Annotated in this window: 22 protein-coding genes; 8 read left to right on the forward strand and 14 right to left on the reverse strand. The window is 75.7% G+C overall.

Going from position 1 to position 22,640, the window contains the following annotated elements:
- The first annotated feature begins 1 nt into the window (after position 1).
- The 3 genes from ACFPZN_RS14035 (at position 2) to ACFPZN_RS14045 (ending at position 2,632) form a co-directional block, all read left to right on the forward strand.
- Positions 2-1,225 carry an acyl-CoA dehydrogenase family protein gene (locus tag ACFPZN_RS14035; protein ID WP_378282355.1) on the forward strand — a complete coding sequence of 408 codons (1,224 nt, stop codon included), beginning with the start codon at positions 2-4 and terminating at the stop codon, positions 1,223-1,225.
- A complete protein-coding gene (locus ACFPZN_RS14040; RefSeq protein ID WP_378282356.1) occupies positions 1,222-1,908 on the forward strand; it encodes a TetR/AcrR family transcriptional regulator in 687 nt (228 codons plus the stop codon). The genes ACFPZN_RS14035 and ACFPZN_RS14040 overlap by 4 nt, the downstream gene beginning before the upstream one ends.
- Before the next feature lie 190 nt (positions 1,909-2,098).
- Positions 2,099-2,632, forward strand: coding sequence for a luciferase domain-containing protein (locus ACFPZN_RS14045; protein WP_378282357.1), 534 nt, complete (start codon positions 2,099-2,101; stop codon positions 2,630-2,632).
- Positions 2,633-2,655: 23 nt separating this feature from the next.
- Here the strand turns inward: ACFPZN_RS14045 and ACFPZN_RS14050 are convergent, their stop codons facing one another.
- Together ACFPZN_RS14050 and ACFPZN_RS14055 are read right to left on the reverse strand one after the other, a co-directional pair.
- Positions 2,656-3,303: a response regulator gene (locus ACFPZN_RS14050; protein WP_378282358.1), complete on the reverse strand. Its 648-nt coding sequence runs from the start codon at positions 3,301-3,303 to the stop codon at positions 2,656-2,658.
- The gene (locus tag ACFPZN_RS14055; RefSeq protein WP_378282359.1) at positions 3,300-4,502 is read right to left on the reverse strand and encodes a sensor histidine kinase; all 1,203 of its coding nucleotides are present in this window, start codon (positions 4,500-4,502) and stop codon (positions 3,300-3,302) included. Before ACFPZN_RS14055 ends, ACFPZN_RS14050 begins: the two co-directional genes overlap by 4 nt.
- A 175-nt stretch (positions 4,503-4,677) precedes the next feature.
- Here ACFPZN_RS14055 and ACFPZN_RS14060 point away from each other — a divergent pair, with 175 nt between their 5' ends.
- Positions 4,678-5,043: a hypothetical protein gene (locus tag ACFPZN_RS14060; RefSeq protein WP_378282360.1), complete on the forward strand. Its 366-nt coding sequence runs from the start codon at positions 4,678-4,680 to the stop codon at positions 5,041-5,043.
- On the opposite strand, the gene ACFPZN_RS14065 is transcribed toward ACFPZN_RS14060, so the two are convergent.
- Genes ACFPZN_RS14065 through ACFPZN_RS14100 form a run of 8 tightly spaced genes read right to left on the reverse strand, consistent with a single transcriptional unit; the run spans position 5,010 to position 12,986 of the window.
- Positions 5,010-6,542 carry a PucR family transcriptional regulator gene (locus ACFPZN_RS14065; RefSeq protein ID WP_378282361.1) on the reverse strand — a complete coding sequence of 511 codons (1,533 nt, stop codon included), beginning with the start codon at positions 6,540-6,542 and terminating at the stop codon, positions 5,010-5,012. The genes ACFPZN_RS14060 and ACFPZN_RS14065 overlap by 34 nt on opposite strands.
- 52 nt (positions 6,543-6,594) lie before the next feature.
- Positions 6,595-7,905 (reverse strand): kynureninase, encoded by a 1,311-nt coding sequence (kynU, locus tag ACFPZN_RS14070; RefSeq protein ID WP_378282362.1) that lies wholly within the window; start codon positions 7,903-7,905, stop codon positions 6,595-6,597.
- Positions 7,902-8,918: an amidohydrolase family protein gene (locus tag ACFPZN_RS14075; protein WP_378282363.1), complete on the reverse strand. Its 1,017-nt coding sequence runs from the start codon at positions 8,916-8,918 to the stop codon at positions 7,902-7,904. The genes kynU and ACFPZN_RS14075 overlap by 4 nt, the downstream gene beginning before the upstream one ends.
- Entirely contained in the window at positions 8,915-9,487 is a 573-nt protein-coding gene (locus tag ACFPZN_RS14080) for a 3-hydroxyanthranilate 3,4-dioxygenase (RefSeq protein ID WP_378282364.1), read from the reverse strand. The genes ACFPZN_RS14075 and ACFPZN_RS14080 overlap by 4 nt, the downstream gene beginning before the upstream one ends.
- Positions 9,484-9,960 (reverse strand): RidA family protein, encoded by a 477-nt coding sequence (locus ACFPZN_RS14085; RefSeq protein WP_378282365.1) that lies wholly within the window; start codon positions 9,958-9,960, stop codon positions 9,484-9,486. The genes ACFPZN_RS14080 and ACFPZN_RS14085 overlap by 4 nt, the downstream gene beginning before the upstream one ends.
- Positions 9,957-10,742 (reverse strand): 2-keto-4-pentenoate hydratase, encoded by a 786-nt coding sequence (locus tag ACFPZN_RS14090; protein WP_378282366.1) that lies wholly within the window; start codon positions 10,740-10,742, stop codon positions 9,957-9,959. Before ACFPZN_RS14090 ends, ACFPZN_RS14085 begins: the two co-directional genes overlap by 4 nt.
- Positions 10,739-11,530, reverse strand: coding sequence for a 2-keto-4-pentenoate hydratase (locus tag ACFPZN_RS14095; protein ID WP_378282367.1), 792 nt, complete (start codon positions 11,528-11,530; stop codon positions 10,739-10,741). The genes ACFPZN_RS14090 and ACFPZN_RS14095 overlap by 4 nt, the downstream gene beginning before the upstream one ends.
- A 7-nt stretch (positions 11,531-11,537) precedes the next feature.
- A complete protein-coding gene (locus ACFPZN_RS14100) occupies positions 11,538-12,986 on the reverse strand; it encodes a 2-hydroxymuconic semialdehyde dehydrogenase (protein WP_378282368.1) in 1,449 nt (482 codons plus the stop codon).
- A gap of 129 nt (positions 12,987-13,115) precedes the next feature.
- On the opposite strand from ACFPZN_RS14100, the gene ACFPZN_RS14105 reads away from it, so the two are divergent.
- A complete protein-coding gene (locus tag ACFPZN_RS14105; protein ID WP_378282369.1) occupies positions 13,116-14,099 on the forward strand; it encodes a LysR substrate-binding domain-containing protein in 984 nt (327 codons plus the stop codon).
- Here ACFPZN_RS14105 and ACFPZN_RS14110 read toward each other — a convergent pair.
- Positions 14,055-14,945: an alpha/beta hydrolase gene (locus ACFPZN_RS14110; RefSeq protein WP_378282370.1), complete on the reverse strand. Its 891-nt coding sequence runs from the start codon at positions 14,943-14,945 to the stop codon at positions 14,055-14,057. The two genes, ACFPZN_RS14105 and ACFPZN_RS14110, sit on opposite strands and share 45 nt — an antisense overlap.
- Positions 14,946-14,971: 26 nt before the next feature.
- Complete coding sequence (locus ACFPZN_RS14115) at positions 14,972-16,573, reverse strand: ABC-F family ATP-binding cassette domain-containing protein (protein ID WP_378282371.1); 1,602 nt, start codon at positions 16,571-16,573, stop codon at positions 14,972-14,974.
- 76 nt (positions 16,574-16,649) lie between these two features.
- Between ACFPZN_RS14115 and ACFPZN_RS14120 the strand changes: the two genes are divergently transcribed.
- The gene (locus tag ACFPZN_RS14120; protein ID WP_378282372.1) at positions 16,650-17,333 is read left to right on the forward strand and encodes a TetR/AcrR family transcriptional regulator; all 684 of its coding nucleotides are present in this window, start codon (positions 16,650-16,652) and stop codon (positions 17,331-17,333) included.
- On the opposite strand, the gene ACFPZN_RS14125 is transcribed toward ACFPZN_RS14120, so the two are convergent.
- On the reverse strand, positions 17,323-17,961 hold the full coding sequence (locus tag ACFPZN_RS14125) for a LuxR C-terminal-related transcriptional regulator (RefSeq protein WP_378282373.1): 639 nt from the start codon (positions 17,959-17,961) through the stop codon (positions 17,323-17,325). The genes ACFPZN_RS14120 and ACFPZN_RS14125 overlap by 11 nt on opposite strands.
- Positions 17,949-19,178, reverse strand: coding sequence for a sensor histidine kinase (locus tag ACFPZN_RS14130; protein ID WP_378282374.1), 1,230 nt, complete (start codon positions 19,176-19,178; stop codon positions 17,949-17,951). Before ACFPZN_RS14130 ends, ACFPZN_RS14125 begins: the two co-directional genes overlap by 13 nt.
- A gap of 181 nt (positions 19,179-19,359) precedes the next feature.
- On the opposite strand from ACFPZN_RS14130, the gene ACFPZN_RS14135 reads away from it, so the two are divergent.
- Both ACFPZN_RS14135 and ACFPZN_RS14140 read left to right on the forward strand, forming a co-directional pair.
- Positions 19,360-20,085: an ABC transporter ATP-binding protein gene (locus ACFPZN_RS14135; protein ID WP_378282412.1), complete on the forward strand. Its 726-nt coding sequence runs from the start codon at positions 19,360-19,362 to the stop codon at positions 20,083-20,085.
- Positions 20,082-22,484, forward strand: coding sequence for an ABC transporter permease (locus ACFPZN_RS14140; protein ID WP_378282375.1), 2,403 nt, complete (start codon positions 20,082-20,084; stop codon positions 22,482-22,484). The genes ACFPZN_RS14135 and ACFPZN_RS14140 overlap by 4 nt, the downstream gene beginning before the upstream one ends.
- Positions 22,485-22,640: the final 156 nt, after the last annotated feature.

Here is a 22,640-nt window from a genome sequence, read left to right on the forward strand (position 1 = left end):
AATGGACTTCGGTTTGAGCGAACGGGCCCAGGACTACCTCGCCCGGCTGCAGGACTTCATGGACTCCCACGTGTACCCCGCCGAGCCGCTCTACGCCGAGCAGCGGCGCGAGCTGCGCGCGGCCGGCCAGGAGCACACCGTCCCCCCGATCGTGGAGGAGCTCAAGGTCGAGGCGCGCAAGCGCGGCCTGTGGAACCTCTTCCTCCCCGACAGCCAGGACCCCGCCCACGGCCTGTCGGTCACCGACTACGCCAGCCTGGCCGAGGTCACCGGCCGCTCCCCCAACCTCGCCCCAGAGGCCATCAACTGCGCCGCGCCCGACACCGGCAACATGGAGGTGCTGCACCTGTTCGGGACGCCCGAGCAGAAGGAGCGGTGGCTCACCCCGCTGCTCAACGGCGAGATCCGCAGCGCGTTCGGGATGACCGAGCCGGACGTGGCCAGCTCCGACGCCACCAACATCTCCACCCGGATCGAGCGCGACGGCGACCACTACGTCATCACCGGCCGCAAGTGGTGGATCAGCGGCTCCGCCGACCCGCGCTGCAAGATCATGATCCTGATGGGCAAGACCGACCCGGACGGCCACCCCTACCGGCAGCAGTCGATGGTGCTGGTGCCGCTGGACACCCCGGGCGTGGAGATCGTCCGGCCGCTGCCCGTGTTCGGCTACTCCGACCAGCACGGCCACTGCGAGATCCACCTCAACGAGGTGCGGGTGCCGGTGGAGAACCTGGTCGGCGAGGAGGGCGGCGGGTTCGCCATCGCCCAGGCCCGCCTGGGCCCCGGCCGCATCCACCACTGCATGCGCGCCATCGGCATGGCCGAGCGGGCCTTGGAGCTGACGTGCGAGCGGGCCGCCTCGCGGGTGGCCTTCGGCAAGCCGCTGGCCCGGCAGGGCGTCGTCCAGCAGCAGATCGCCGAGTCGCGGATGGCGATCGAGCAGGCGCGGCTGCTCACTCTCAAGACCGCCTGGCTGATCGACGAGCAGGGCGTCAAGGCGGCCCGCTCCGAGGTGGCGGCGATCAAGGTGATCGCGCCCCGCGTCGCGCTGGACGTGGTCGACAAGGCCATCCAGGTGCACGGCGCCGCCGGGGTCAGCGACGACACCCCGCTGGCCGCGATGTGGGCCGGGCTGCGCACGCTGCGGCTGGCCGACGGGCCGGACGAGGTGCACGTGCGTTCCGTGGCGCGCGCCGAGCTGGGTAAGTACCTCGGCAAATGACGCGTGAGACGGGGGAGGCCGTTCCGGGTGTGCGGCGCAGGATGCCGCACGCCCAGCGCCGCGAGCAGCTGCTGAGGGTGGCGCTGGGCGAGTTCGGGCGGCGCGGCTACCACCTCACCCAGATGGAGCACGTGGCGGCGGCCGCCCAGGTCTCCAAGGCGCTGCTCTACCAGCACTTCGCGTCCAAGGAGGAGCTGTTCGCCGCGGTCACCGACTCGGTGGTCACCGACCTGACCGGGCGGCTCAACGCGACGGTGCCCGCCCGGGGCGGCTCGGGCGAGGGCATCCGCGCCATGGTGCGGGTGCTGTTCGACTACGCCACCGAGGAGCCGGACGCCTGGGCGCTGGTGATCCGGCACCTGGACAAGCCCGAGGTGGGGCTGGGGCTGCGGGAGCTGCGCGAGCTCCGCGACCGGCTCGGCACCGCGTTCGCCGACCTGCTGCTGCGGCGCCGCCGCGCCGACCCCGCGCTGTCGCCCGCCGCGCTGGCGGTCAACGAGCGGCGGGCGCGGCTGCTGGTCCCGCTGATGTACGGCTCGATGCTGTCGATGGTGTCGTGGTGGCTGGAGCATCCCGACACCGAGCGGGCGAGCGCCGAGCAGATGGCCTACGAGTTCATCTGGCTGGGCCTCGACCGGCTGCGGTCCGGGGAGCGCCTCCCGCCCCCCGGCGCCGAGGACTGAGGCGGGCGGCGAAGCGGGGCGGCGGGCCCGGCGGCGAACGCGGCGATCCGGGCGTGGCCCGTGCCGAAGCCCCTGAGGACAGTCGGTCAGAGGGCCATCGGACCGTCCGCAAGACGGTCACGGCACCATCCCGTAACGATTCCGCCTCTACCGGTTCCGCAAGCCGCCTCACCGGCGCAACGATGACGCTGTGGCAGCCGACGGAAGTGGCGGGACTTCCCATGCCGGTCGCATCGCGGACCGGCTCAGCGCCTGGCCGGGGGTCTCCAAGGTCCGGGCGGACTGCGGCATAGGGGTCGCCCTGGCCGCCAAGGGCGTCCAGGTCATCCATCTCCATACCGGCGCGGAGGCCGAGCTGCGGCTGACCCGCCCGGTGGTGGACCGGATGGGCGCGGCGCTGGCCGACTCGGGCCGGATCACGATCCAGCCCGGCGGCGAGTGGATCTCGGTGCGGCTGGACACCGGCTCGGACGTGGCGCTGGTCGTGTCGCTGGCCAGCGTCGCGATCAAGGCCGGTGTGGCGGTCGCGGGCACGCCCGCCGGGACCGCGTCCCGGGCCGCCGCGGTGCGGCTGCGGGCCCCCTGCAGCCTGGCGGCGGGCGGCCTGCCGCCGGACCGCCTGGCCGCGCTCATCACGGCGGGCGGCGGATCGCCCATGCCGCTGAGCCAGTTCCCGCTGCTGCCCAAGGGCACGCGCCACGGCCTGGCGGGCCCCGCCGACTAGCGCCGCCCGGCCTGGCCTGGCCGTCAGTCGCCGGCCAGCCCGGCGCGGACGGCGTACACGGCCAGCCGGATCCGGTTCGGGCAGCCGGTCTTGGACAGCAGCGCGGCGATGTGGGTCTTCACGGTGGTGACGCCCAGATGCAGCCGCGCGGCGATCTCCTGGTTGGACAGCCCGGCGGCGACCAGGGCCAGCACGTCCCGCTCCCGCGGCGTGAGCGGGCCGGGGTCGGGGACGCGGGCGGACTCGTCGCGGGCGCGGACGGCCCGGTCCACCAGCCGTCCGAGCACCTCCTGGCTGAAGGGGGTGCCGCCGGCGGCGGCGCGGCGCACCGCCTCCAGCAGTTCCCCGGGCGGCGCGCTCTTGACCAGGAAGCCGCACGCCCCGGCGGCCAGCGCCGGGTACAGGTGGTCGTCGTCGCCGAACGTCGTCAGCGCCAGCACCCGCGCCGCGGGCCGGGCGGCCGTGATCCGCTCGGTGGCGGCGGTGCCGTCCAGGCCGGGCATCCGCAGGTCCATGAGGATCACGTCGGGCAGGACCCGTTCCGCCTGCGCCACCGCCTCGTGGCCGTCGGCGGCCTCGCCCACGACCTCCAGATCGGGGGCGGACTCGCAGAGCATCCGCAGACCGGCCCGCACCAGGTGCTGGTCGTCGGCCACCAGGACCCGGATCACGGCCGCGCCTCCAGCCGCTCGGCCCCCGGCCGCGGGTCCGGCCGCCCGTCGAGGGGGAGCTCGGCGGACAGCTCCCAGCCGGGGCCGGCCGGGCCCGCCTCCAGCGTGCCGCCCAGCAGGCCGACGCGTTCGCGCATGCCGACCAGCCCGTACCCGGGCGGGGAGGCGGGACGGTCGCGGCCGCCGCCTCCCCCGTCGCGGATCATCAGCCGTACCGCGTCCGGGTCCACCCGTGCGGTCAGCCGGACACGGGCGCCCGGACCGGCGTGCTTGGCGGCGTTCGCCAGGCCCTCCTGCACCAGGCGCAGCACCGTGACGCCGCGGACCGGGTCCAGCCCGGCGACGGCCGGGTCGACCGACGCCTCCACCGCCAGGCCGGTGCGGCGCCCCTGCTCGACCACCCGCTCCAGCGCCGCCGGCAGGGCGGCGGGCTCGACCGGCGGCTGGTCGTCGTGGACGGTCGACGGGTCGCGCAGCACCGCCACCAGATGGCCGAGGTCTGCCAGGGCCGCGGTGCCGGTGGCGTGCAGGTCGTCCAGGACCTCGCCGACCCGCGGGCCGGAGTCGGGCAGCACGTGCCGGGCCACCCCGACCCGCAGCACCATCGAGGACACGTGGTGGGCGACCAGGTCGTGCAGCTCGCGGGCGATGGCGGTGCGCTCGGCGGCGCGGGCCGCGCGCGTCTCGGCGAGCCGGCGCCGCTCCTGCTCGGTGGCGCGCTCGCGGGCCTCCCGCGCGACGGCGCGGACCGAGCGGATGTAGGCGCCGCCGAGCAGCAGCACCGCGGCGAAGACCGCGACCCGGAACAGCGCGGGCACGACCTCGGCGGCCGGGTCGCCGATCCGGCCGCAGGCGACCGCCAGCGCGAAAGCGGCCGCGCCCGCCGACAGCTCGCGCGCCGGACGGCGGACGGCCAGCTCGAACAGGGCGATCGCGAGCATCCCCTTCACCGGCATGATGACGGCGGACGCGGCGACCTCGGCGGTGGCCAGCAGCACCGACAGCACGGCCACGGCGGGCATCGGGAGCCGGACGGCGGCGGCGTACGCGCCGTACGCGGCCAGCACCACCGCCCAGTCGCCGACGGACCCGGGACGGTGCATCAGGGCCAGGTCCCCGGCCGCGAGCACGGCGACCAGCACCAGGCGCAGCGGGGCGAACCAGCGCCCGACGAGGTTCTCCACCCGGTCGGCGAACACGTACCGATCGTAGGCCGGGCACGCGGCCCCGCCCTCCGCCGCGAGCAGGAGGCCGCCTCCTCCACCCGGCCGCCGCGCACCGTCCGGGCGGACCGGCGAGGACGGGCCGGGCGGCGGCGGCGTTCCGGCCCGCGGGCGGATACGCCGCGCCGCCCGGCCCGCTCAGATGGGACGCATGGAGCTCATCACCGCGGGCCGCGTGCTCGCCGTCATCCTCAGCACGGGCACGTTCGCGTTCCTCTTCCTGCACGACTCGTGGCGCGGCGACAACCTCTTCCTCGTGCCGGACCTCATCCTGTGCGGGCTGCTACTGGTGGCCGCCGCGCTCCCCCGGCGGCACGCCGTGCCGGCGCTGGCCTTCTCCTTCGCCATGTGCACCGGGGTGTTCACGGCGTCAGTGTCGTCGTACGCGGTGCGCGGCGAGCTGGGCGCCGCGAGCTTCGCGGGGGTGCTGGCGGCCGCGGTCATGGCCGTCCTGCTGCTGACCCGCGGGGCGTCCCGGGCCGTTCAGGACGGCGGCGGGCAGCGCAGCGCGAGGTAGAGGTCGGCGCGGCCGCTCATCGACCCCATGCTGCGCCCGGTCAGCATCTCGATCCGCCGGACGCGGTAGCGCAGCGTGTTGACGTGGACGTGCAGGAGGTCGGCCGTGCGCTGCCACGACCCGCTCGTCTCCAGGAAGAGGTCGAGCGTGCGGACCAGTTCCGAGCCGTGCCGGGCGTCGTGGTCCTCCAGCGGTCCGATGAACCGCTCCCGGTACGAGCGCCGCACGTCGTCGGGGAGGACGGCCAGCAGCAGCCGGTGCGAGCCGAGGTCGGCCTCGCGCACGACGGTCACCGGACCGGCACTGTCGCGGGCGTGCCGCAGTACGCGCCGCGCGGCCTCCACCGCCGCGGCGAGGCCGCCGGCGTCGCCCGTCGCCTCGCTCACCCCGGCGGCGACGGTGCGCCCCCGCAGGACGAGCGGGTAGCGGCCGGCCACGTCCCTCAGCGCCGCCTCGACGCGCTCCGCGCCGGCCGGCCCGTTGACCAGCGCGATCACCGTGTCGTCGCGCTCGCACAGCAGGACCCGGCCGGCCCGGTCGGGTGCCGCCGTGCGGGCCAGGGCGCCGCCGACGATCCAGGCGCGGGGCAGCGCGGCGTCGAGCGCGACCGCGACGGCCACGGTCGGCGCGCCCGGGTCGGCGCCGAGCGAGCGGAGCCCTCCCGCGACGGCCTCGTGGTCCGCGCCGCGGGCGGCGGCGTCGAGCAGGTCGCGGACGCGGCGCTGCTCGCGGCGGCGCCCCGCGTCGATCCGGTCGAGTTCGGCGCCGAGGACGGGCAGGGCCGCCCGCATCGCCCTCTCCCCGCCCGCCGCGCCCGGGGCGTCGCCGCCCGGGCACACCAGGTGCCCCTGGACGCCGCCGTCCGCCCCGCGGATCGGGCGCACGGCCAGGGCCGCGGCGGGCGGCGGCGCGGCGCCGGTCGCGTGCAGCCAGGCGCGCTCGACGTCCTCGCGGGCGGGCGGGTCGCCGGCGGAGGCCAGGACGGTCGCCAGCGGGGAGAGCACCCAGCAGTCCAGCTCCGTCTCCTCGCGCAGCAGGCGGACCACCCCGCGCACCCCTCCGGCGCCGTGCGCGGCCGCGGCCAGGCGGCGGCGCAGTCCCGCGGGCGAGTGCGCCTCGGCGACCCGTTCGGCGATGGCCGCGAACGCGCGGTCGTCGGCGGCCGCGATGAGCGGCAGCCCGCGCCGCTCGCACTCCACGACCAGGGAGACGGGCGGTCCGTCCGGCGCCGCCGGGCCCACCACCAGCGCGGCCGCGCCGCGTCCGGCCAGGGAGGCGGCGAAGGCCGCGCACTCGGCGGGGCTGCGGTACCACCGCCCGGTGGTCAGGACCAGGTCGCCGCCGCGCACCTGGGCGCCGGGGCCGGGGAGGTCGGTGACGCGCACGCGCCTGATCCGGCGGCCGAGCGAGCCGTGCCCCGCGACCAGCGAGAGCGCCAGGTCGCCCTGGGCCAGCAGGTCCGCCACGCGCAGGACGGCCGGTGCCGTTTCCGTCGCCATCTTCTCACCTCGGGAGCCGATCCAGCCCCCGGAGCAACATACGGGGAACGTATCAGCCGTCCGGCCGGTGATCGAGCACGGCCCTCAGGGCAGTGCCGGCGCGGTGGCAGTCGTGGAACGTAGAGTACAGCGGCACCGGCGCGAGCCGGACGACATCGGGTTCGCGGGTATCGGCCACGACGCCGTGCGCGGCGGCGAGCCGGCCGGCGACCGCGGCCGCGTCCGGCACCCGGACCGACAGCTGGCAGCCGCGCGCCGCGGGGTCGGCGGGCGTGACGACCTCCAGCCCGGCGACCCGTGACAGGCGCGCGGCCAGGTAGGCGGTGAGGCGCTCGCTCCTGGCGCGCAGCGCGTCCATCCCGGCCCGGTCGAAGAGCTCCAGCGAGGCCAGCACGGGCGCCAGCGCCAGGATGGGCGGGTTGGACAGCTGCCAGGCGTCGGCGGTGGCGGGCGGGCTGAACTCGGGCGCCATCCTGAAGCGGGTCGCCGGGTCTGTGCCCCACCAGCCCGCCAGCTTGGGCACCGCGGGGTCGCGCACGTGGCGCTCGTGGACGAAGCATCCGGCGACCGCGCCCGGTCCGCTGTTGAGGTACTTGTAGGAGCACCAGGCGGCGAAGTCCACGTCCCAGTCGTGCAGGCGCAGCGGGACGTTCCCCGCGGCGTGCGCGAGGTCCCAGCCGACCGCGGCGCCGGCGGCGCGGCCCGCCTCGGTGATGGCCGGCATGTCCATGAGCTGGCCGGTCAGGTAGTTGACGCCGCCGAGCATGAGCAGGGCGACGTGCCGTCCCTCACGTTCGAGGTAGCCGAGGACGTCGCCGGTGCGCAGATGCTCCTCGCCGGGACGCGGGCGCAGGCGCACGACGGTCCGCTCGGGGTCGAGCCCGTGGTGGACGGCCTGGCTGCGCACCGCGTAGGAGTCGGAGGGGAACGCGGTGTCCTCGATGACGATGCGGGTGCGTTCCCCGGCGGGCCGGTAGAAGCTGGCCATCATCAGGTGCAGGTTGACCGTCAGCGAGTTCATCGCCACGACCTCGTGCGGCAGCCCTCCCACCAGCCGGGCGAGGGGCTCGCGGGCCTGCTCGTGGTAGTCGACCCAGGGGCGGCGGCCCTGGGTGTGCCCCTCGACGGCAAGCCGCGCCCAGTCGTCCAGTTCCTCGTTCACCCAGCGGGCGGCGCTTCTGGGCTGGAGGCCGAGCGAGTTGCCCGCGAAGTAGGCGGACTCGGCGTACGGGCCTCCCGGCGCGGGCGGGATGTGGAAGTCGCCGCGCAGCGCGGGCAGCGGGTCGGTCGCGTCGAGCCGCAGGGCCTCGGCCTCCATGTCGTTCAGGCGGTCGTCCACGCCGCCGTTCACGCCGCCGTTCACGCCTCCACGTCCTCGATGTCGAAGAAGCGGCGGGCGTTCCCGCCGAGGATCGCCGCGCACTCCCGCTCGCTCAGCTGCTCGCACGCCCGGACCGTCGCGCCCGGCTCGAGCTCGCCCAGCGGGAACGGGAAGTCGGTGCCGAGCATCACCCGCTCCGCGCCCATGACCTCCACCAGCAGCCGCAGCGCGCGCGGGTCGAACACGGCCGAGTCGACGTGGAACCGGTCGGTGTAGGCCGACGGCGGACGCGGCGAGTCGCGGCGCACGATGTCGCGGTTGCGCCAGGCGTTGTCGGCCCGCCCGAGCAGGTAGGCGAACGACCCGCCGCCGTGGCAGAAGCACAGCCGCAGCGAGGCGGGCAGCCGTTCGAACGCGCCGGACAGGATCAGCGACAGGATCGACAGCTGGGTCTCGGCGGCCATCCCGACCAGCCACGGCAGCATGTACCGGCCGCCCATCCGGTCGCCGCCGAGCATGTCCCACGGGTGGACCAGCACCGGCACGCCCTCGGCGGCGCAGTGCGCCAGGAACTCCACGACGCCCGGGTCGTCGGGGTAGCGGGAGCCGACGTGGTTGCCGATGTGGACGCCGCGGTGCCCGGCCGCCGCCGCCTTGGTGACCGCCGCGCACGCCAGCTCGGCGTCCTGCAGCGGAACCTGGCACAGCGGCAGCAGCCGGCCGGGGGCCTGCGCGCAGTACTCCAGGATCCGCTGGTTGACCAGCTCGCACCAGTCGGCGGCGCGGGCGGGGTCGGCCTCGTACCCGAACATCAGCGGGGTGGAGGAGACCGCCTGCACGTCCACGCCGGAGCGGTCCATCGCGGCGACCCGCGCGGCGGCGTCCCACAGCTCGGCGCGGACCGGCCGGTACTCGGCGTCGCCGCTCATCATCATGCCGGCGCCGTCGCCGCCCTCCCGCAGCCACGGCTCGCCGGCGCCGGCGAGCACCCGCGCCTCGGCGCGGGAGATCCGGGGGAAGACGTGCGCGTGCACGTCGACGACGGGCCGGTTCACGCGCGGGCCCGCGTCCTGGGGCGGGCCTGCTCGGGCCACTCCTTGCCGGGGTGGACCGCGCCGCAGTTCCCGCACGTGCGGTCGCCGTCGTAGAAGCTCTGGAAGACCGGCGGCAGGTCGTCCACGATGGAGCCCACGTGCAGCTCGGCGCGGTGCACGCGGTGGTGGCATTCGAGGCAGTACCACTCGAACGCCTCGCGCGTCCCCTCGGGCCGGGCGATCTCCACGACCAGGCCGATGCTGCCCGGCTCGGGCCGCTGCGGGGAGTGCCGCACGTGCGGCGGCAGCAGGAAGACGTCGCCCTCGTTGATCTGCACGTCGACCGGCGGCCTGCCCTCCTCCTCCATGACGCGCAGCACCATGTTGCCTTCGAGCTGGTAGAAGAACTCCTCGATCGGGTCGTCGTGGAAGTCGGTGCGCTGGTTGGGGCCGCCGACCACCATGACGATCATGCCGGCGTCCTTCCACACCTGGACGTTGCCGACCGGCGGCCTGAGCAGGTCGCGGTGCTCGTCGACCCAGCGGGAGAGGTTGAAGGAGCGCCCGAAGGACAGCTTCGGCAGGCTCATGGCGATCCGGCCCCTTTCGTTGGCTCGCCCGGAATGTGCGCCACGCAGGCGATCTCGATGAGCAGGTGCGGGTGGGGGAGCTGGTGGACGGCCACGGTGGTGCGGGCCGGGCCGGTCTCGTCGAAGTACTCGCCGTAGACCTCGTTGTAGCCGCCGAAGTCGTTCATGCTGACCAGGTAGGCCGTCACGCTGACCAGGTCGTCCAGATCGCCGCCGGCGGCCCGCAGGAGGTCCCGGACGTTCTCGATGACGGCGCGGGTCTGCTCGCGGATGTCCAGGTCGGTCACGCCCATGGGGTCGGCCGACGCGCCGGCGAAGGTGCCGTCGGGGCGGCGCGAGCTGGTGCCGGACACGAAGAGCAGGTCGCCGGCCCGCTTCACGTGCGGGAACCGTCCCCGGGGCCTGGCCTTCCCCTCGACCAGCAGCGCGTCCCGGCGGCCGCCGGTCATGTCGCCGGTGATGTCGCCGGTCATGTCGTCACCTCCACCGAGCCCAGCCGGGAGGCCGTCACCCTGACGTGGGCGCCCGCGGGCAGCGGCACGGCCGCCGTCGCGGCGCCCGCCAGCACCACCCAGCCCGGCTCCAGCACGATCCCGGCCTCCTCGGCGAGCCGGGCGGCGGCGGGCAGCGACCGCGCCGGCTCGCCTAGGATCGCGGCCGACGAGCCGGTCTGCACGGCCCGGCCGTCGATCTCCATCAGCATCCCGAGGTTGGCCGTGCTCCCGACGCGGCTCGGGTCGTGCCAGGCGCCGACGCCGTAGCCGGACGCCGAGGCGTTGTCGGCGACCACGTCGGGGAGCGTGAACGAGAAGTCCCGGTAGCGCGAGTCGAGCACCTCGAAGCCGACCGCGACACCGGCGACGGCGGCGTCCACGTCGGCCGCGGAGCGCACCGGGCGGCCGATCAGGTAGGCGATCTCCGGCTCGATCCGCGGGTGGATCAGCCGCCCGGCGTCCACCGCCGACTCGACCAGCATGGCGTCGGTCAGCAGCCCCCAGATGACGTCGTCCACGCCCATCTGGACCATCTTGGCGCGGCTGGTGAAGCCCATCTTGACCCCGGCGAGCCGTTCGCCGCCGGCCAGCCGCAGATCGATCCCGGCGCGCTGCACCCGGTAGGCGGTGTCCACGTCCAGGTCGGCGCCGTCGGTCAGGCGCGGGATCGCGCGGGCCTCCGCCCTGGCCCGCTCCAGCGTCTCGGCCAGCGCGCCGGCGTCCACGTCCGCCGCGCCGCCCGCCGCCTGCCGCTCGCTCACGCGTCCTCCCCGCTCTCGCGGTCCTCGGCGAAGGCGACGCGGACGTCGCCGAGCCCTTCGATGCGCGCCTCCAGCACCTCGCCCGGGACCGCCGGGACCATCGGGCCGAGCGCGCCGGTCAGCACGATGTCGCCGGCGCGCAGCGGGTCACCGGCGCGGGCCAGGGTGTCGGCGAGCCAGAGCGCGGCGTTCAGCGGGTGGCCGAGGCAGGCTGCGCCGGTGCCGGTGGACAGCTGCTCGCCGCGCCGCTCCAGCACCATGCCGCACAGCCGCAGGTCCACTTCCGCCAGCGGGACGGGGCGGTTGCCCAGCACGAACATCCCGGACGAGGCGTTGTCGGCGACGGTGTCGGCCAGCGTGATGTCCCAGTCGCGGATCCGGCTGCCCGCCACCTCGATCGCCGGGAGCGCGAACGCGGTCGCCCGGATCAGGTCGGCGGCGGTGTGCCGCTCGTGCGGCAGGTCCCGCTCCAGGACGAGCGCGACCTCCGCCTCCGCCCGGCCCTGCAGCACCGCGCCCGCGGGGATCTCGGCGCCGTCGGGCACCGCCATGTCGGCGTAGAGCGTGCCGAAGTCGGGGCTGTCCACGCCGAGCTGGGCCTGGACGGCGGCCGAGGTCAGCCCGATCTTGCGGCCGACCGGGCGGCGGCCCTCGGCGGCCCAGTGCCGGGCGAGGTGCCGCTGCACGTCGTACGCCTCGTCCGGGCCGATCAGGTCGCGGACGGGCGCGCACGGGACGCCGGTCGCGTACGCCTCCAGGATGCGCCGGGCGGCGGTCTCGATGGCCATGTGCCTCTCAGATCTGGACGCAGATGTTGACGGGCTCGGAGAAGAAGTCCAGGGAGTACTCCCCGCCCTCGCGCCCGATCCCGGACGCCTTGACCCCGCCGAACGGGGTCCGCAGGTCGCGCAGGTTCCAGCAGTTCACCCACACGATGCCGGTCCGCACGCGCGGCGCCACCCGGTGCGCCCTCGACAGGTCGGTGGTCCACAGGGTGGCGGCCAGGCCGTACGGGCTGTCGTTGGCCAGCCGCACCGCCTCCTCCTCGGTGTCGAAGGGGGCGACGTGGCAGACCGGCCCGAAGATCTCCTCGCGGACGGTGCGGGCGGTCTCCGGCAGCCCGGTGAGCACGGTCGGCTCCACGTAGAAGCCGCCGTCGCGGGCGTCGCCGAACCGCGGCGCGCCGCCGCCCGCGACGACCGCGGCGCCCTCCTCCCGGGCCAGCCGGTAGTACGACAGCACCTTGTCGCGGTGCTCCGCCGAGATCATCGGGCCGTAGCCGGCGAGGGCGCGGGCCCGCTCGCCCAGCGCCGCCACGAACTCCTCGAAGACCGGGCGCTGCACGTACACGCGCTCGGTGCACAGGCAGATCTGGCCGGAGTGGGTGAAGGAGGACCGGGCCGTGCCGTCCACGGCGCCCGCCAGGTCGGCGTCGGCGAACACCAGCGCGGGGTTCTTGCCGCCGAGCTCGAACGAGACGGGCGTGACGTGGTCGGCGGCGTTGCGCATGATCGCGGCACCGGTCGCCGACTCGCCGGTGAACGCGATCGCGTCCACCCCCGGGTGCCCGGTGAGGAACTCCCCCGCCGCGCCCGCGCCGTGCCCGTGCACGAGGTTGAACGCCCCGGCGGGCAGCCCGGCCTCGTCGATCACCGAGGCGAGCAGGGTGGCGGTGGAGGGGGTCTCCTCCGAGGGCTTGGCGACCACCGCGTTGCCGGCGGCCAGCGCCGGGGCGACCTTCCAGGTCAGCAGGAGCAGCGGCAGGTTCCACGGGGAGACGACCGCGACGACGCCGAGCGGGCGGCGGACGGTGTAGTTGAGCGCCCGGCCGCCCGCGCCCGCGGACCAGCCGGGGATCTCGGTGGTGTACGCGCGCTCGGGCCGCCCGTACAGCAGGTCGGCGTAGGCGCGGAAGTTGCCGGCGGCGCGCGGGACGTCGACGGTGGCGGCCAGCTCGCGCGGCTTGCCGGTGTCGGCGGTCTCGGCGTCGACGAACTCCTCGAACCGCGCCTCGACGCCGTCGGCGATCCGGCGCAGCGCGGCGGCCCGCCCGGTGTCGCCGGTCGCGCCCCAAGCGCCCTCCAGCGCGCCGCGCGCGGCCCGGACGGCGGCGTCGACGGTCTCCCGGGCGGCCTCGGGGACGCGCCCGCGCTCGCTGCCGTCGCACGGGTCGAGCAGCGCGAAGGTCTCCGCGCCGGGCTCCTCCGCGAGGAAGGCCCCGCCGACGTAGTGGGCCGGCTTCATGAACCCCTCACCACGCCACGTCCTCTCTCGTCCGCTCGCCGCCCGTACGATCATCTTCATCCCGTGCGCTATACCTGTCCAATACCTCCTGCCATCAGAGATATCGCAAAGTCGTTATAGGGTGCGGCCATGCGGCCGATCGACCTGCTCAACGGGCGGCTCAAGCTCCGCCACCTGGTCCTGGTGGTGGCCGTCGCCGACCAGGGCAGCGTGCTGCGCGCCGCCGAGCACCTGCGGCTGGCCCAGCCCGCGGTCACCCGCAGCCTGCGGGAGGTCGAGCAGATCCTCGGCGTCGAGCTCTTCGCGCGGGGGCCGCGCGGGATGACGCCGACGCTGTTCGGGGAGGCGTTCGTCGAGCACGCCCGCGCGGTGCTGGCCGAGCTGCGCCGGGCCGGCGAGCGGATCACCGGGCTGGCCGACGGCGAGGTCGGCACCGTCACCATCGGCACCCTGCTGGCCGGGTCCAACGTGCTGCTGCCGCGGGCGATCGCGGCGCTCAAGCGGGACCGGCCGCGGATCACCGTGATCGTCCAGGAGGCCACGTTCGACGCCCAGGTCCCGCGGCTGATGGACGGCGAGATCGATCTCATCCTGGGCCGTCTCAACCCGATCGGCGGCACCCCGGAGCTGCGCCAGATCGGCCTCTACAGCGAGCCGGTGCGGCTGGTCGCGCGGGCCGGCCACCCCGTCCGGTCCCGGCCGGATCCGGGCCTGGCCGACCTGCTCGGCTACCCGTGGGTGCTGCCGCTGCAGCGCACGGCGCTGCGGCAGGAACTGGAGGAGGTCTTCCGGGACCAGGGGCTGCCGCTGCCCGCCGACCTGGTCGAGTGCACCTCGATCCTGACCGTGCGGACGCTGGTGCGCGACACCGACGCGATCGCGGCGATGCCCGAGCTCGTGGCCCGGGCCGGCGACGGGATCGCGCCGCTGCCGGTGCCGCTGGACCCGGTACGGCGGCGGGTCGGCGTCACGCTGCCCGCGCGCCGCCCGCCGACGCCCTCGGCGCGGCTGATGCTCGACCACCTCCGCCGGGAGGCCGCCGGCCTCTCGGCGCGGCTCGCGGAGGGCTCAGAGCGAGTGGACGAGGGCGAGCAGGGCCCGGCTCACCGCTGAGCGCTCGTCGGCGAGGTCGAGCACCACGTCGAAGTGGTCCCGGTCCGGGACGACCATCAGCTCGGCCGCGCGGCCCCAGTGCCGGGCGAAGCGGCGCGACTGCTGCAGGAAGCCGGGCCCGTCGTGCTCGGCGACCGCGACCACGGCGGGGAGGCTGCGCCCGGCCGGCAGCAGCTCCGGGCTGAGCGCGGCGGCGCGCCGCACGTCCAGGCCCAGCCACTCGTTGACGTAGACCCGTGTCAGCGGCCGGAGGTCGAACAGCCCGCTGAACGGCATCGCCGCCCTGACCGCGTCGCCGGGCAGGCCGAACTCCGCCTGCCAGCCGTCCAGCATGGTCATCGCCGTCAGGTGCCCGCCGGCCGAGCTGCCGCCCACGACCACGCGCCCGGGGTCGAGGCCGTGCGCGCGGCCGTGCCGGTGCACCCAGGCGACCGCGGCCCGCACCTGCCGGACGATCTCCTCCAGCGTCGCCGCGGGCGCGAGGGTGTAGTCGGGAACGACCGTCGCCACCCCGTTGCGGTGCAGCGTCCGGGCCATGAACGCCGAGTCCGCGCGCGACAGCGCCCGCCAGTAGCCGCCGTGGAGGAAGACGAACACCGGCCGCGCCTCGCCGTCCCGCCCGGGGCCCCAGACGTCCAGGCGCTCCCCGCCGGTCTCGTCGTAGACGATCCCCGGATGCCCGGGCAGCCCTTCGACCGCCGCATCGGACATCGCGCGGTAGCGCGCCATGAGGTGCCCGAACCGCTCCTCGCCCGCCAGGGCCCGCACGTTGTAAGCCGCGTCCAGCTCCGCGTCGGTGAGCCCGTGCCCGGGCCAGTCGTCGATATCCCGTTCGTTGAGATCCATCGCCCTCCCGCCTTCCGCCTCCGCCGTCAGGATCCCCCGGCCAGGGCCTCGTCACGCCAGACGGGCTCGGCGGACTCGCGCACCCGCCCGTCCGCGCCGCAGATGAGGTAGCGGTCGAAGTCGTCGGCGAACCAGCGGTCGTGCGTGACCGCCAGGACCGTGCCCTCGTACGACTCCAGCCCCTGCTGCAGGGCTTCCGCGCTGGCCAGGTCGAGGTTGTCGGTGGGCTCGTCCAGGAGCAGCAGCGTCGCGCCCGACAGCTCCAGCAGCAGGATCTGCAGCCGGGCCTGTTGGCCGCCCGAGAGGGTCTCGAACGGCCGTGCCCCGGCGGGCGCCAGCTCGTACCGGGCCAGCGCCGCCATCGCGTCGTTGCGGACCAGCGCGTACTCGCTCATGACGATCTCGGCGGGGGTCCGCCCGTGCAGGTCGGGCCGGGTGTGCGTCTGGACGAAGAGGCCCGGCGCCACGCGCGCGCCCAGCCGCGCCACGCCCGAGTGAGAGAGGTCCTCCCCCGCCAGCAGCCTCAGGAACGACGACTTCCCCGACCCGTTGGAGCCGAGCACCGCCACCCGCTCGCCGTACCAGACCTCGAAGTCGAAGGGCCGCAGCAGGCCCGTCAGCTCCAGCGACTCGCACACCAGCGCGCGCTTGCCCGTCCGGCCTCCGCGCAGCCTCATCCGCACGTTCTGCTCCTTGGGGGCGCTGCGCGGCGGGCCCGCCTCCTCGTACCGCTTCAGCCTGGTGCGGGCGGCCTGGTAGGAGGAGGCCACCGCGTCGTTGTTGGTGGCCCGCTGCCGCAGCGTGTGGACGAGCTGTTTCAGCCTGGCGTGCTCCTCGTCCCAGCGGCGGCGCAGCTCGTGCAGGCGTTCGGTGCGCTCGCGGCGCGCCTGCGCGTAGCCGGCGAAGCCGCCGCCGTGCACCCACACGTCGCCCGACTCCACGGTGACGACGCGGTCGGCGACGTCGGCGAGGAGGCGGCGGTCGTGGGAGACCAGCAGCACGGTCTTGGGCACGCCACGCAGCCTCTCGGCCAGCCACTCCTTGCCTGGAACGTCCAGGTAGTTGTCCGGCTCGTCCAGCAGGAGCACCGCGTCGGGGCCGCGCAGCAGCGCCTCGAGCACGATCCGCTTCTGCTCGCCGCCCGACAGCGTGGTGACCGCTCGGCCCTTCACCTCGTCGTAGGGCAGCCCGAGGGCGGCCGTGGCGCAGGTGTCCCAGACGACCTCGATCTCGTAGCCGCCCGCGTCGCCGTAGTCGGCCATGGCCTGGGCGTAGGCGAGCTGCGACCGCTCGTCCTCGGCCAGCTCCCGCTCGGCCCGCGCGAGGCGTCCGGCGGCGGCGCGGACGGGGGCGGGGGCCACCGACAGGAGCAGGTCGTGCACGCTCCCGCCGTCCCGGACGCTCCCGATGAACTGCCGCATCACGCCCAGCCCGCCCGAGGTCGAGACCGTTCCCCCGGCCGCGCGCAGATCACCGGCGATCAGCCTCAGCAGCGTGGTCTTCCCGGCCCCGTTGGGCCCCACGAGGGCCGCCTTCACGCCGTCGCCGACGCGGAAGGAGACCTCGTTCAGCAGGGGCCGCCCGTCCGGCAGCGCATAGGTCAGGCGGCTCACGTCGACATGCCCCACGGCGACCTCCTCGTACAGTGTTCGAGTTTCTAGACCGACGATCCACTACCGGGCCAATGTACTAGACTCCCGCCCCATGAGCGGCAGCGTGTGGCTACGGGAGGAGCGGCCGCGGCGGGAGTCCCCGCCGCTGACCCGCGAGCGGATCGTCGGCGAGGCCGTGGCCTTCCTGGACGAGGAGGGACACGAGCGGCTGACCATGCGCCGCCTCGCCGAGCGCCTGGGCACCGGCTCCACGACCCTCTACTGGCATGTGAAGACCAAGGACGACGTGCTCGACCTGGCCCTCGACGCGATCTTCGGCGAGGCCCGGATCCCGCCGGACGGCACCGGCTGGCGGGAGGCCGTCACCGCGCTGCTCGGCGAGTGGCGCGCCGCGATGCTGCGCCACCCCTGGTCGGCGGCCCTGCTCAGCCGCCCCCTGCTGGGCCCGAACGTGCTGGCCCGCACCGAGTTCATGCACGCCACGCTGGTCGCGGCGGGCTTCCGCGGCCCGCATCTGGTCGCCGCCGCCTCCGGCCTGTCCAACTACGTGATCGGGGCGGCGCTGACGCAGGCGGGCGGCGGCGACGAGGCCGCCGAGCGCGAGGCGGCCGACGCGCTGCTGCGGCGCGAGCGCGACCGCTACCCCAGCCTCGCCGAGCACGGCCACCTCAGCGGCAGCGACTGGGACGCCGCGTTCGCGCAGGGCCTGGCCTACCTCCTGGACGGCATGGCGCCGCACGCCGCGGCCGGCGCCGGGCGCCGCCTCAGGAGTTGAGGTAGGCCAGCACCGCCAGCACGCGCCGGTGGCCCGAGTCGGTGTGCGGCAGCCCCAGCTTGGTGAAGATCGCCCCGATGTGCTTGCTCACGGACCGCTCGGTGATGACCAGCGTGCTCGCGATCGTGGCGTTGTCCAGGCCCTGGGCCATCAGCCCCAGCACTTCGCGCTCGCGCGGCGTGAGGGCGCGCAGCGGGTCGCCGCGCGTGGACATGAGCTGGGAGACGACCTCCGGGTCCAGGGCGGTGCCGCCGTCGGCCACCCGCCGCAGGGCGTCCAGGAACTCCTCGACCCGGCCGACGCGGTCCTTGAGCAGGTAGCCGATGCCCTCGGCGCCCCCGGCCAGGAGCTCGGCCGCGTAGGTCTCCTCGACGTACTGCGACAGGACCAGGACGGGCAGGCCGGGGATCTCCTTGCGGGCGGCGATGGCGGCGCGCAGGCCCTCGTCGCGGAAGCCCGGCGGCAGGCGCACGTCCAGGACGGCGACGTCGGGCCGGTGCTCCAGCAGCGCGGGCAGCACGGCCGGGCCGTCGTGGGCGACCGCCGCGACCTCGTGGCCGTCGGAGGTGAGCAGCAGCACCAGGCCCTCGCGCAGCAGGACGTTGTCCTCGGCGATCACGATCCGCACGGCAGCTCCACTTCCAGGGTCGTTCCCCGCCCGGCGGGGCTGTCGAGGCGGGTGGTCCCGTCCAGGGCCGCCACGCGGCGGCGGATCCCGGCCAGTCCGCTGCCGGCCGCGGGGTCGGCGCCGCCCTTGCCGTCGTCCCGGACGAGGACGCGCAGCGACCCCGCCGTGCGCCGGAGCGAGACCTCGGCGCGGCCCGCGCCGCTGTGCTTGGCGATGTTGGTGAGCGCTTCGGCCACGACGAAGTAGGCGGCGGCCTCGACGGCGGCGGGCGCGCGGCCCGGGTCGGGCACGTCCAGGTGGACGGGGATGTGCTGCCCGGCGGCCAGGGCCCGGATGGCGCCGGGCAGGCCGCGGTCGGACAGGATCGGCGGGTAGATGGCGCGGATCACGGTGCGGAGCTGGGTGAGGGCCTCCTCGACGCCGTCCCGGGCCTCCAGGAAGAGGGTGCGGGCCGCGTCGGGGTCGGCGTCGAAGCGGCGGTCGGCCAGGCCGAGGCGGAGCGCGACCGCGACGAGCTGGGCCTGGGTGCCGTCGTGCAGGTCGCGTTCGATGCGGCGGAGCTCGGCGCCGTGCGCCTCCAGGGCCTCGGCCCGGGTCTCGGCGAGTTCCTCGATCCGCTCGGTCAGGCTGGAGCGGCGGGTGGGGCGCAGCAGCAGCTCGGCCAGCCTGGCCTGCCCGCGCGCCAGCCTCGGCACCCCCCAGACCAGGATGGCGATCTCCACCGCGGCCTGGACGAACGGCATGGTCAGCGCCTTGGGCCAGCTGTCCAGCACGATGAACGCCGACTGCGAGCCCTCCGGCGCCGCCCACCACCAGAGCGGCTGGCTCAGCGAGTACAGCACGGCCGGCCACATGAAGATCGCCAGTACGGCCATGACCAGGCCGGTGACGCCGTGCAGCGGCATCCAGGCGAGATCGCGCCAGGTGGCGGAGGAGCGCAGCAGCCTGAGACTCTGCACCAGACCGGTGCCCCGGGTCGGCTCGTACGGCTCGGGGATCTCGCGGCCGAGCGCCTTCCCCGCGCGGCGCCGTTCGGCGCGGGCGAGGGTGCGCACGGGCCGCAGCGCGTCGGGCAGCCAGGGCAGCGCGATCAGGGTGACGGACAGGAACAGCACGACGGGCAGCGCGGCCATGCCCGCCAGCGCGGGCAGCGCGGTCCGCAGCCCGGCGGCGAGATAGCGCGTGGCGTCGCCGCTGCGTCTGAGGGCCTGTCTCACGGTTCGTCTCATCTCCCCCGAAACCGTAAGGCACGGCAGGCCCGGACGTCGCTGTCACGCACCCCCGGATCCATGGTGTAGCGGGCTACACCACCGATCCGGGGGCGCGCGCCCATGTGCCGGCACCGCCCCTCGGCCTACGTTCATGCAGGTGAGAAGGGTGGACGAGGTGATGCAGACGATGGCGGCGCGCACGGGCACGGCCTGCGCGGTCCAGTTGGAGGCGGTGACCAGGACCTACGGCGAGGTCACCGCGCTGAAGGAGGTCTCCTGGGCGTTCCCGCGCGGCGGGTTCACCGCCGTGATGGGCCCGTCGGGGTCGGGCAAGAGCACGTTCCTGCACTGCGCCTCCGGACTGGACCGGCCCACCTCGGGCACGGTCCGGATCGGCGGCGTCGACCTGGGCGCGCTGAGGGAGGCGAAGCGGACGCGGCTGCGCCGGGAGCGGATCGGGTTCGTCTTCCAGGCGTTCAACCTGATCCCGACGATGAGCGTGGCGGACAACATCACGCTGCCGCTGCGGCTGGCGGGCCGCGAGGCCGACCCGGCGCGGCTGGCCGGGATCGTGCGGCGGGTGGGGCTGTCCGACCGCGCCGCGCACCGTCCCTCGGAGCTGTCGGGCGGCCAGCAGCAGCGGGCGGCGATCGCCCGGGCCCTGATCACCGAGCCGGAGGTGGTGTTCGCCGACGAGCCGACGGGCGCGCTGGACCCGCGCACGGCGCGGGAGGTGCTGCGCCTGCTGCGGGAGGCGGTGGACGCCGCCGGGCAGACCGTCGTGCTGGTGACGCACGACCCGGTGGCGGCGTCCTGGGCGGACTCGGTGGTGTTCCTGAGCGGCGGCCGGATCGTGGACGAGCTGGCCTCGCCCACGGCCGCCGAGGTTTCGCGGCGTTGGGAGTCGCTGTGAAGACGCGTCACGGCATCTTCGTCGCGCTGGCGTTCGCGGCGGTGCTCATCGGGACGTTCGGGGTGCTCCTGGAGTCGGCGCTGCGGGCGCACGCCCCGGTCGCGCGGTACGGGGAGGCCGCGGCGGTCGTCACGGCCCCGCAGTCGGTCTCGATGCTGATCAAGCAGCCGGGGTCGGAGCCGGAGACCCAGCGGCGGCCCCTGACCGAGCGTGCGCGCGTGCCGGTCGCGGCGGCGCAGCGGCTCAGGAGCGTGCCCGGCGTCCGGGACGTGGTCGCGGACGTGTCGTTCCCCGTGGCCGCGGCGGACGGCAGGGCGTTCACCGGGCACAACTGGAGCCGCCTGGCCTCGCTGCGCACCGGACGCGCTCCCCGTACGGCCGGTGAGGTCGCCCTGGAGCAGGCGTCGGGAGCGGCGGTCGGCCGGCGCGTGATGTTGCAGGTGAACGGGGCCCCGCGGCCGTACACGGTGACCGGGCTGGTCGCCGAGGGGGCGTACTTCGCCCCGGAGACGGCGGTCGCGCTGAGCGGCCGCCCGTCCGAGGCCGACGCGCTGCTGGTCTACACGGGCGGCGGGGCGGAGACCGCCGCGCTGCGCGAGGCCGTCCCGGGATTGAAGGTCCTCACGGGCGCGGCGCGCGGGGACGCCGAGGACCTCAGTGTCGCCACGGCGCGCCCCGACGTCGTCGAGATGGGGGCCTCGCTGGGCTCCGTGGCCGTCATGACGACGCTGGTGGTGGCGGGCGGGCTGATCGCGCTGTCGATCCGCGAGCGCGCCCGCGAGTTCGCGCTGCTGCGGACGGTCGGCGCGACGCCGGGGCAGGTGCGGGCCCAGATCGTCCGGGAGAACGTGCGGGCGGCGGTCGCCGCGGGCCTGCTCGGCGGGACGCTCTCGCTCCCCGCCGGTGCCGCGATGCACGCGGCGATGGCGGGCAGGGGCGTGCTGCCCGGCGGCCTCGGCCTGTCCCTGAGCCCGCTCCCCGCGCTGGCGGCGCTGCTGATCGCGGTGCTCACGGCGGCGGTGTCCGCGCTCCTGGCGTCGCTGCGCCTGGCGCGGATCCGCCCCGTCCAGGCCCTGGGTGAGGCGGCCGTGGAGCGCCCCGGGCTGCCGCGCTGGCGGGTGGGCGCCGGCGGGCTGTTCCTGGTGCTCGGCCTGAGCGCGCTGGGCGCGTCGGCGGCGACCTCCGGCGCCACCGCCGCGGTGTCGGTGGGCGGCCTGGTGATCTCCCTGATCATCGCGACGGCGTTCCTGGGCCCGCTGATCGCCCGCATCGGCGTGCGGGTGCTCGGCGGCACGGTCCGCCGGCTCGATCCGGTCGCGGGCGGGCTGGCGGCGCACGCGGCGGGCGCGGCGGCGCTGCGGGCGGGTGCGGTGCTGACGCCGGTGGCGCTGGCGGTGGCGTTCGCGGGCGTGCAGCTGTTCGTCCAGTCCACGATGGTGCGGGCGACGGAGGTGCAGGCCCGGGAGGCCACGCGCGCGACCCAGGTCCTGGTCTCGGCCGGGCCGGGGCTGCCCGCCGAGGCCGCGGCGGCCGTGCGGGCGACGCCCGGGGTGACCGCCGCGACGGCCGTCAAGCGCACGACGGTGGTGATGGCGGTCAACGAGCTGGGAGAGAAGCAGTTGCGCTCGCTGCCCGCCCGGGGCGTCGGCGCCGGCGGGCTCGCCGCCACCACCGATCCCGGCGTGGTTTCCGGCCGCCTCGGCGAGCTGCGCGGCGAGACGGTCGCGCTCAGCCGGGACGTGGCCGGCGGGACGCGGGTCGGCGCGATCAAGCCGCTGTGGCTCGGCGACGGCACCCGGCTCAGGCCGCGCGTGGTGGCGATCTACGAGCGCGGGCTGGGCCTGGGCGACGTGCTGCTCCCCCGCGACCTGGTCGCCGCGCACGCCACGTCCCCCCTGGACGACCACGTCCTGGTGTCCGGCGAGGCCGACCTGCGGCCGGTCGCCGCCCGCTACGCCGGGGCCCGGGTCGTCACCGCCGGGGCGTTCGGCGCCCGGGTCTCCGAGGAGCTGCGCCTCCAGGGCTTCCTGAGCGGCGTGGTGGTGGCGGCGATCTGCGGGTTCATCGTCATCGGCCTGGTCACCACCCTGGCGACGGCGACGGCGGCGCGGCGCGGCGAGTTCGCGCTGCTGCGGCTGGCGGGCGCGACCCGGCGGCAGGTGCTGCGGTCGCTGCGCCTGGAGGCGGTGGTCGTGCTCGGCACGGGGCTGGCGACGGGGGCGCTGATCGCGGCGGTGACGCTGCTGGTGTTCGCGACCGCCGTCACCGGGCTGCCGCTCCCCTCGGTGCCGCCGGTCCCGGCGGCGCTGGTCCTGCTGTTGGTGGCCGGTTCCGGTGCCGCCGCGATGCTCCTGCCCGCCCGCGCGCTGCTGCGCGGGGATTCCCCCGGAACCCCCTGACCCGACCCCTCGTCCCCCGCTACCAGATCGTGATCCGCGCGGTGACCGGCGCGGCGGGCCGACCGAACCTGGCGGCTGGTCCCCCTGGCGGGGCCGACGCCGTTAACATCTCGGGAGTGCCAAGATCCCCGTTGGCACGACGCGCACCCGAACGGC

The organism is Actinomadura rugatobispora (assembly GCF_042656285.1).
GTDB classification, from domain to species: Bacteria; Actinomycetota; Actinomycetes; order Streptosporangiales; family Streptosporangiaceae; genus Spirillospora; species Spirillospora rugatobispora.

Excerpts from the sequence above, each read along its gene's own strand:
- ACFPZN_RS14035 (WP_378282355.1), top strand. The coding sequence starts at position 2 with ATGGACTTCGGTTTGAGCGAACGGGCCCAGGACTACCTCGCCCGGCTG.
- ACFPZN_RS14040 (WP_378282356.1), top strand. The coding sequence starts at position 1,222 with ATGACGCGTGAGACGGGGGAGGCCGTTCCGGGTGTGCGGCGCAGGATG.
- ACFPZN_RS14060 (WP_378282360.1), top strand. The coding sequence starts at position 4,678 with ATGGAGCTCATCACCGCGGGCCGCGTGCTCGCCGTCATCCTCAGCACG.
- ACFPZN_RS14065 (WP_378282361.1), bottom strand. The coding sequence starts at position 6,542 with ATGGCGACGGAAACGGCACCGGCCGTCCTGCGCGTGGCGGACCTGCTG.
- ACFPZN_RS14080 (WP_378282364.1), bottom strand. The coding sequence starts at position 9,487 with ATGAGCCTGCCGAAGCTGTCCTTCGGGCGCTCCTTCAACCTCTCCCGC.
- ACFPZN_RS14085 (WP_378282365.1), bottom strand. The coding sequence starts at position 9,960 with ATGACCGGCGACATCACCGGCGACATGACCGGCGGCCGCCGGGACGCG.
- ACFPZN_RS14095 (WP_378282367.1), bottom strand. The coding sequence starts at position 11,530 with ATGGCCATCGAGACCGCCGCCCGGCGCATCCTGGAGGCGTACGCGACC.
- ACFPZN_RS14100 (WP_378282368.1), bottom strand. The coding sequence starts at position 12,986 with ATGAAGCCGGCCCACTACGTCGGCGGGGCCTTCCTCGCGGAGGAGCCC.
- ACFPZN_RS14105 (WP_378282369.1), top strand. The coding sequence starts at position 13,116 with ATGCGGCCGATCGACCTGCTCAACGGGCGGCTCAAGCTCCGCCACCTG.
- ACFPZN_RS14110 (WP_378282370.1), bottom strand. The coding sequence starts at position 14,945 with ATGGATCTCAACGAACGGGATATCGACGACTGGCCCGGGCACGGGCTC.
- ACFPZN_RS14120 (WP_378282372.1), top strand. The coding sequence starts at position 16,650 with ATGAGCGGCAGCGTGTGGCTACGGGAGGAGCGGCCGCGGCGGGAGTCC.
- ACFPZN_RS14135 (WP_378282412.1), top strand. The coding sequence starts at position 19,360 with ATGGCGGCGCGCACGGGCACGGCCTGCGCGGTCCAGTTGGAGGCGGTG.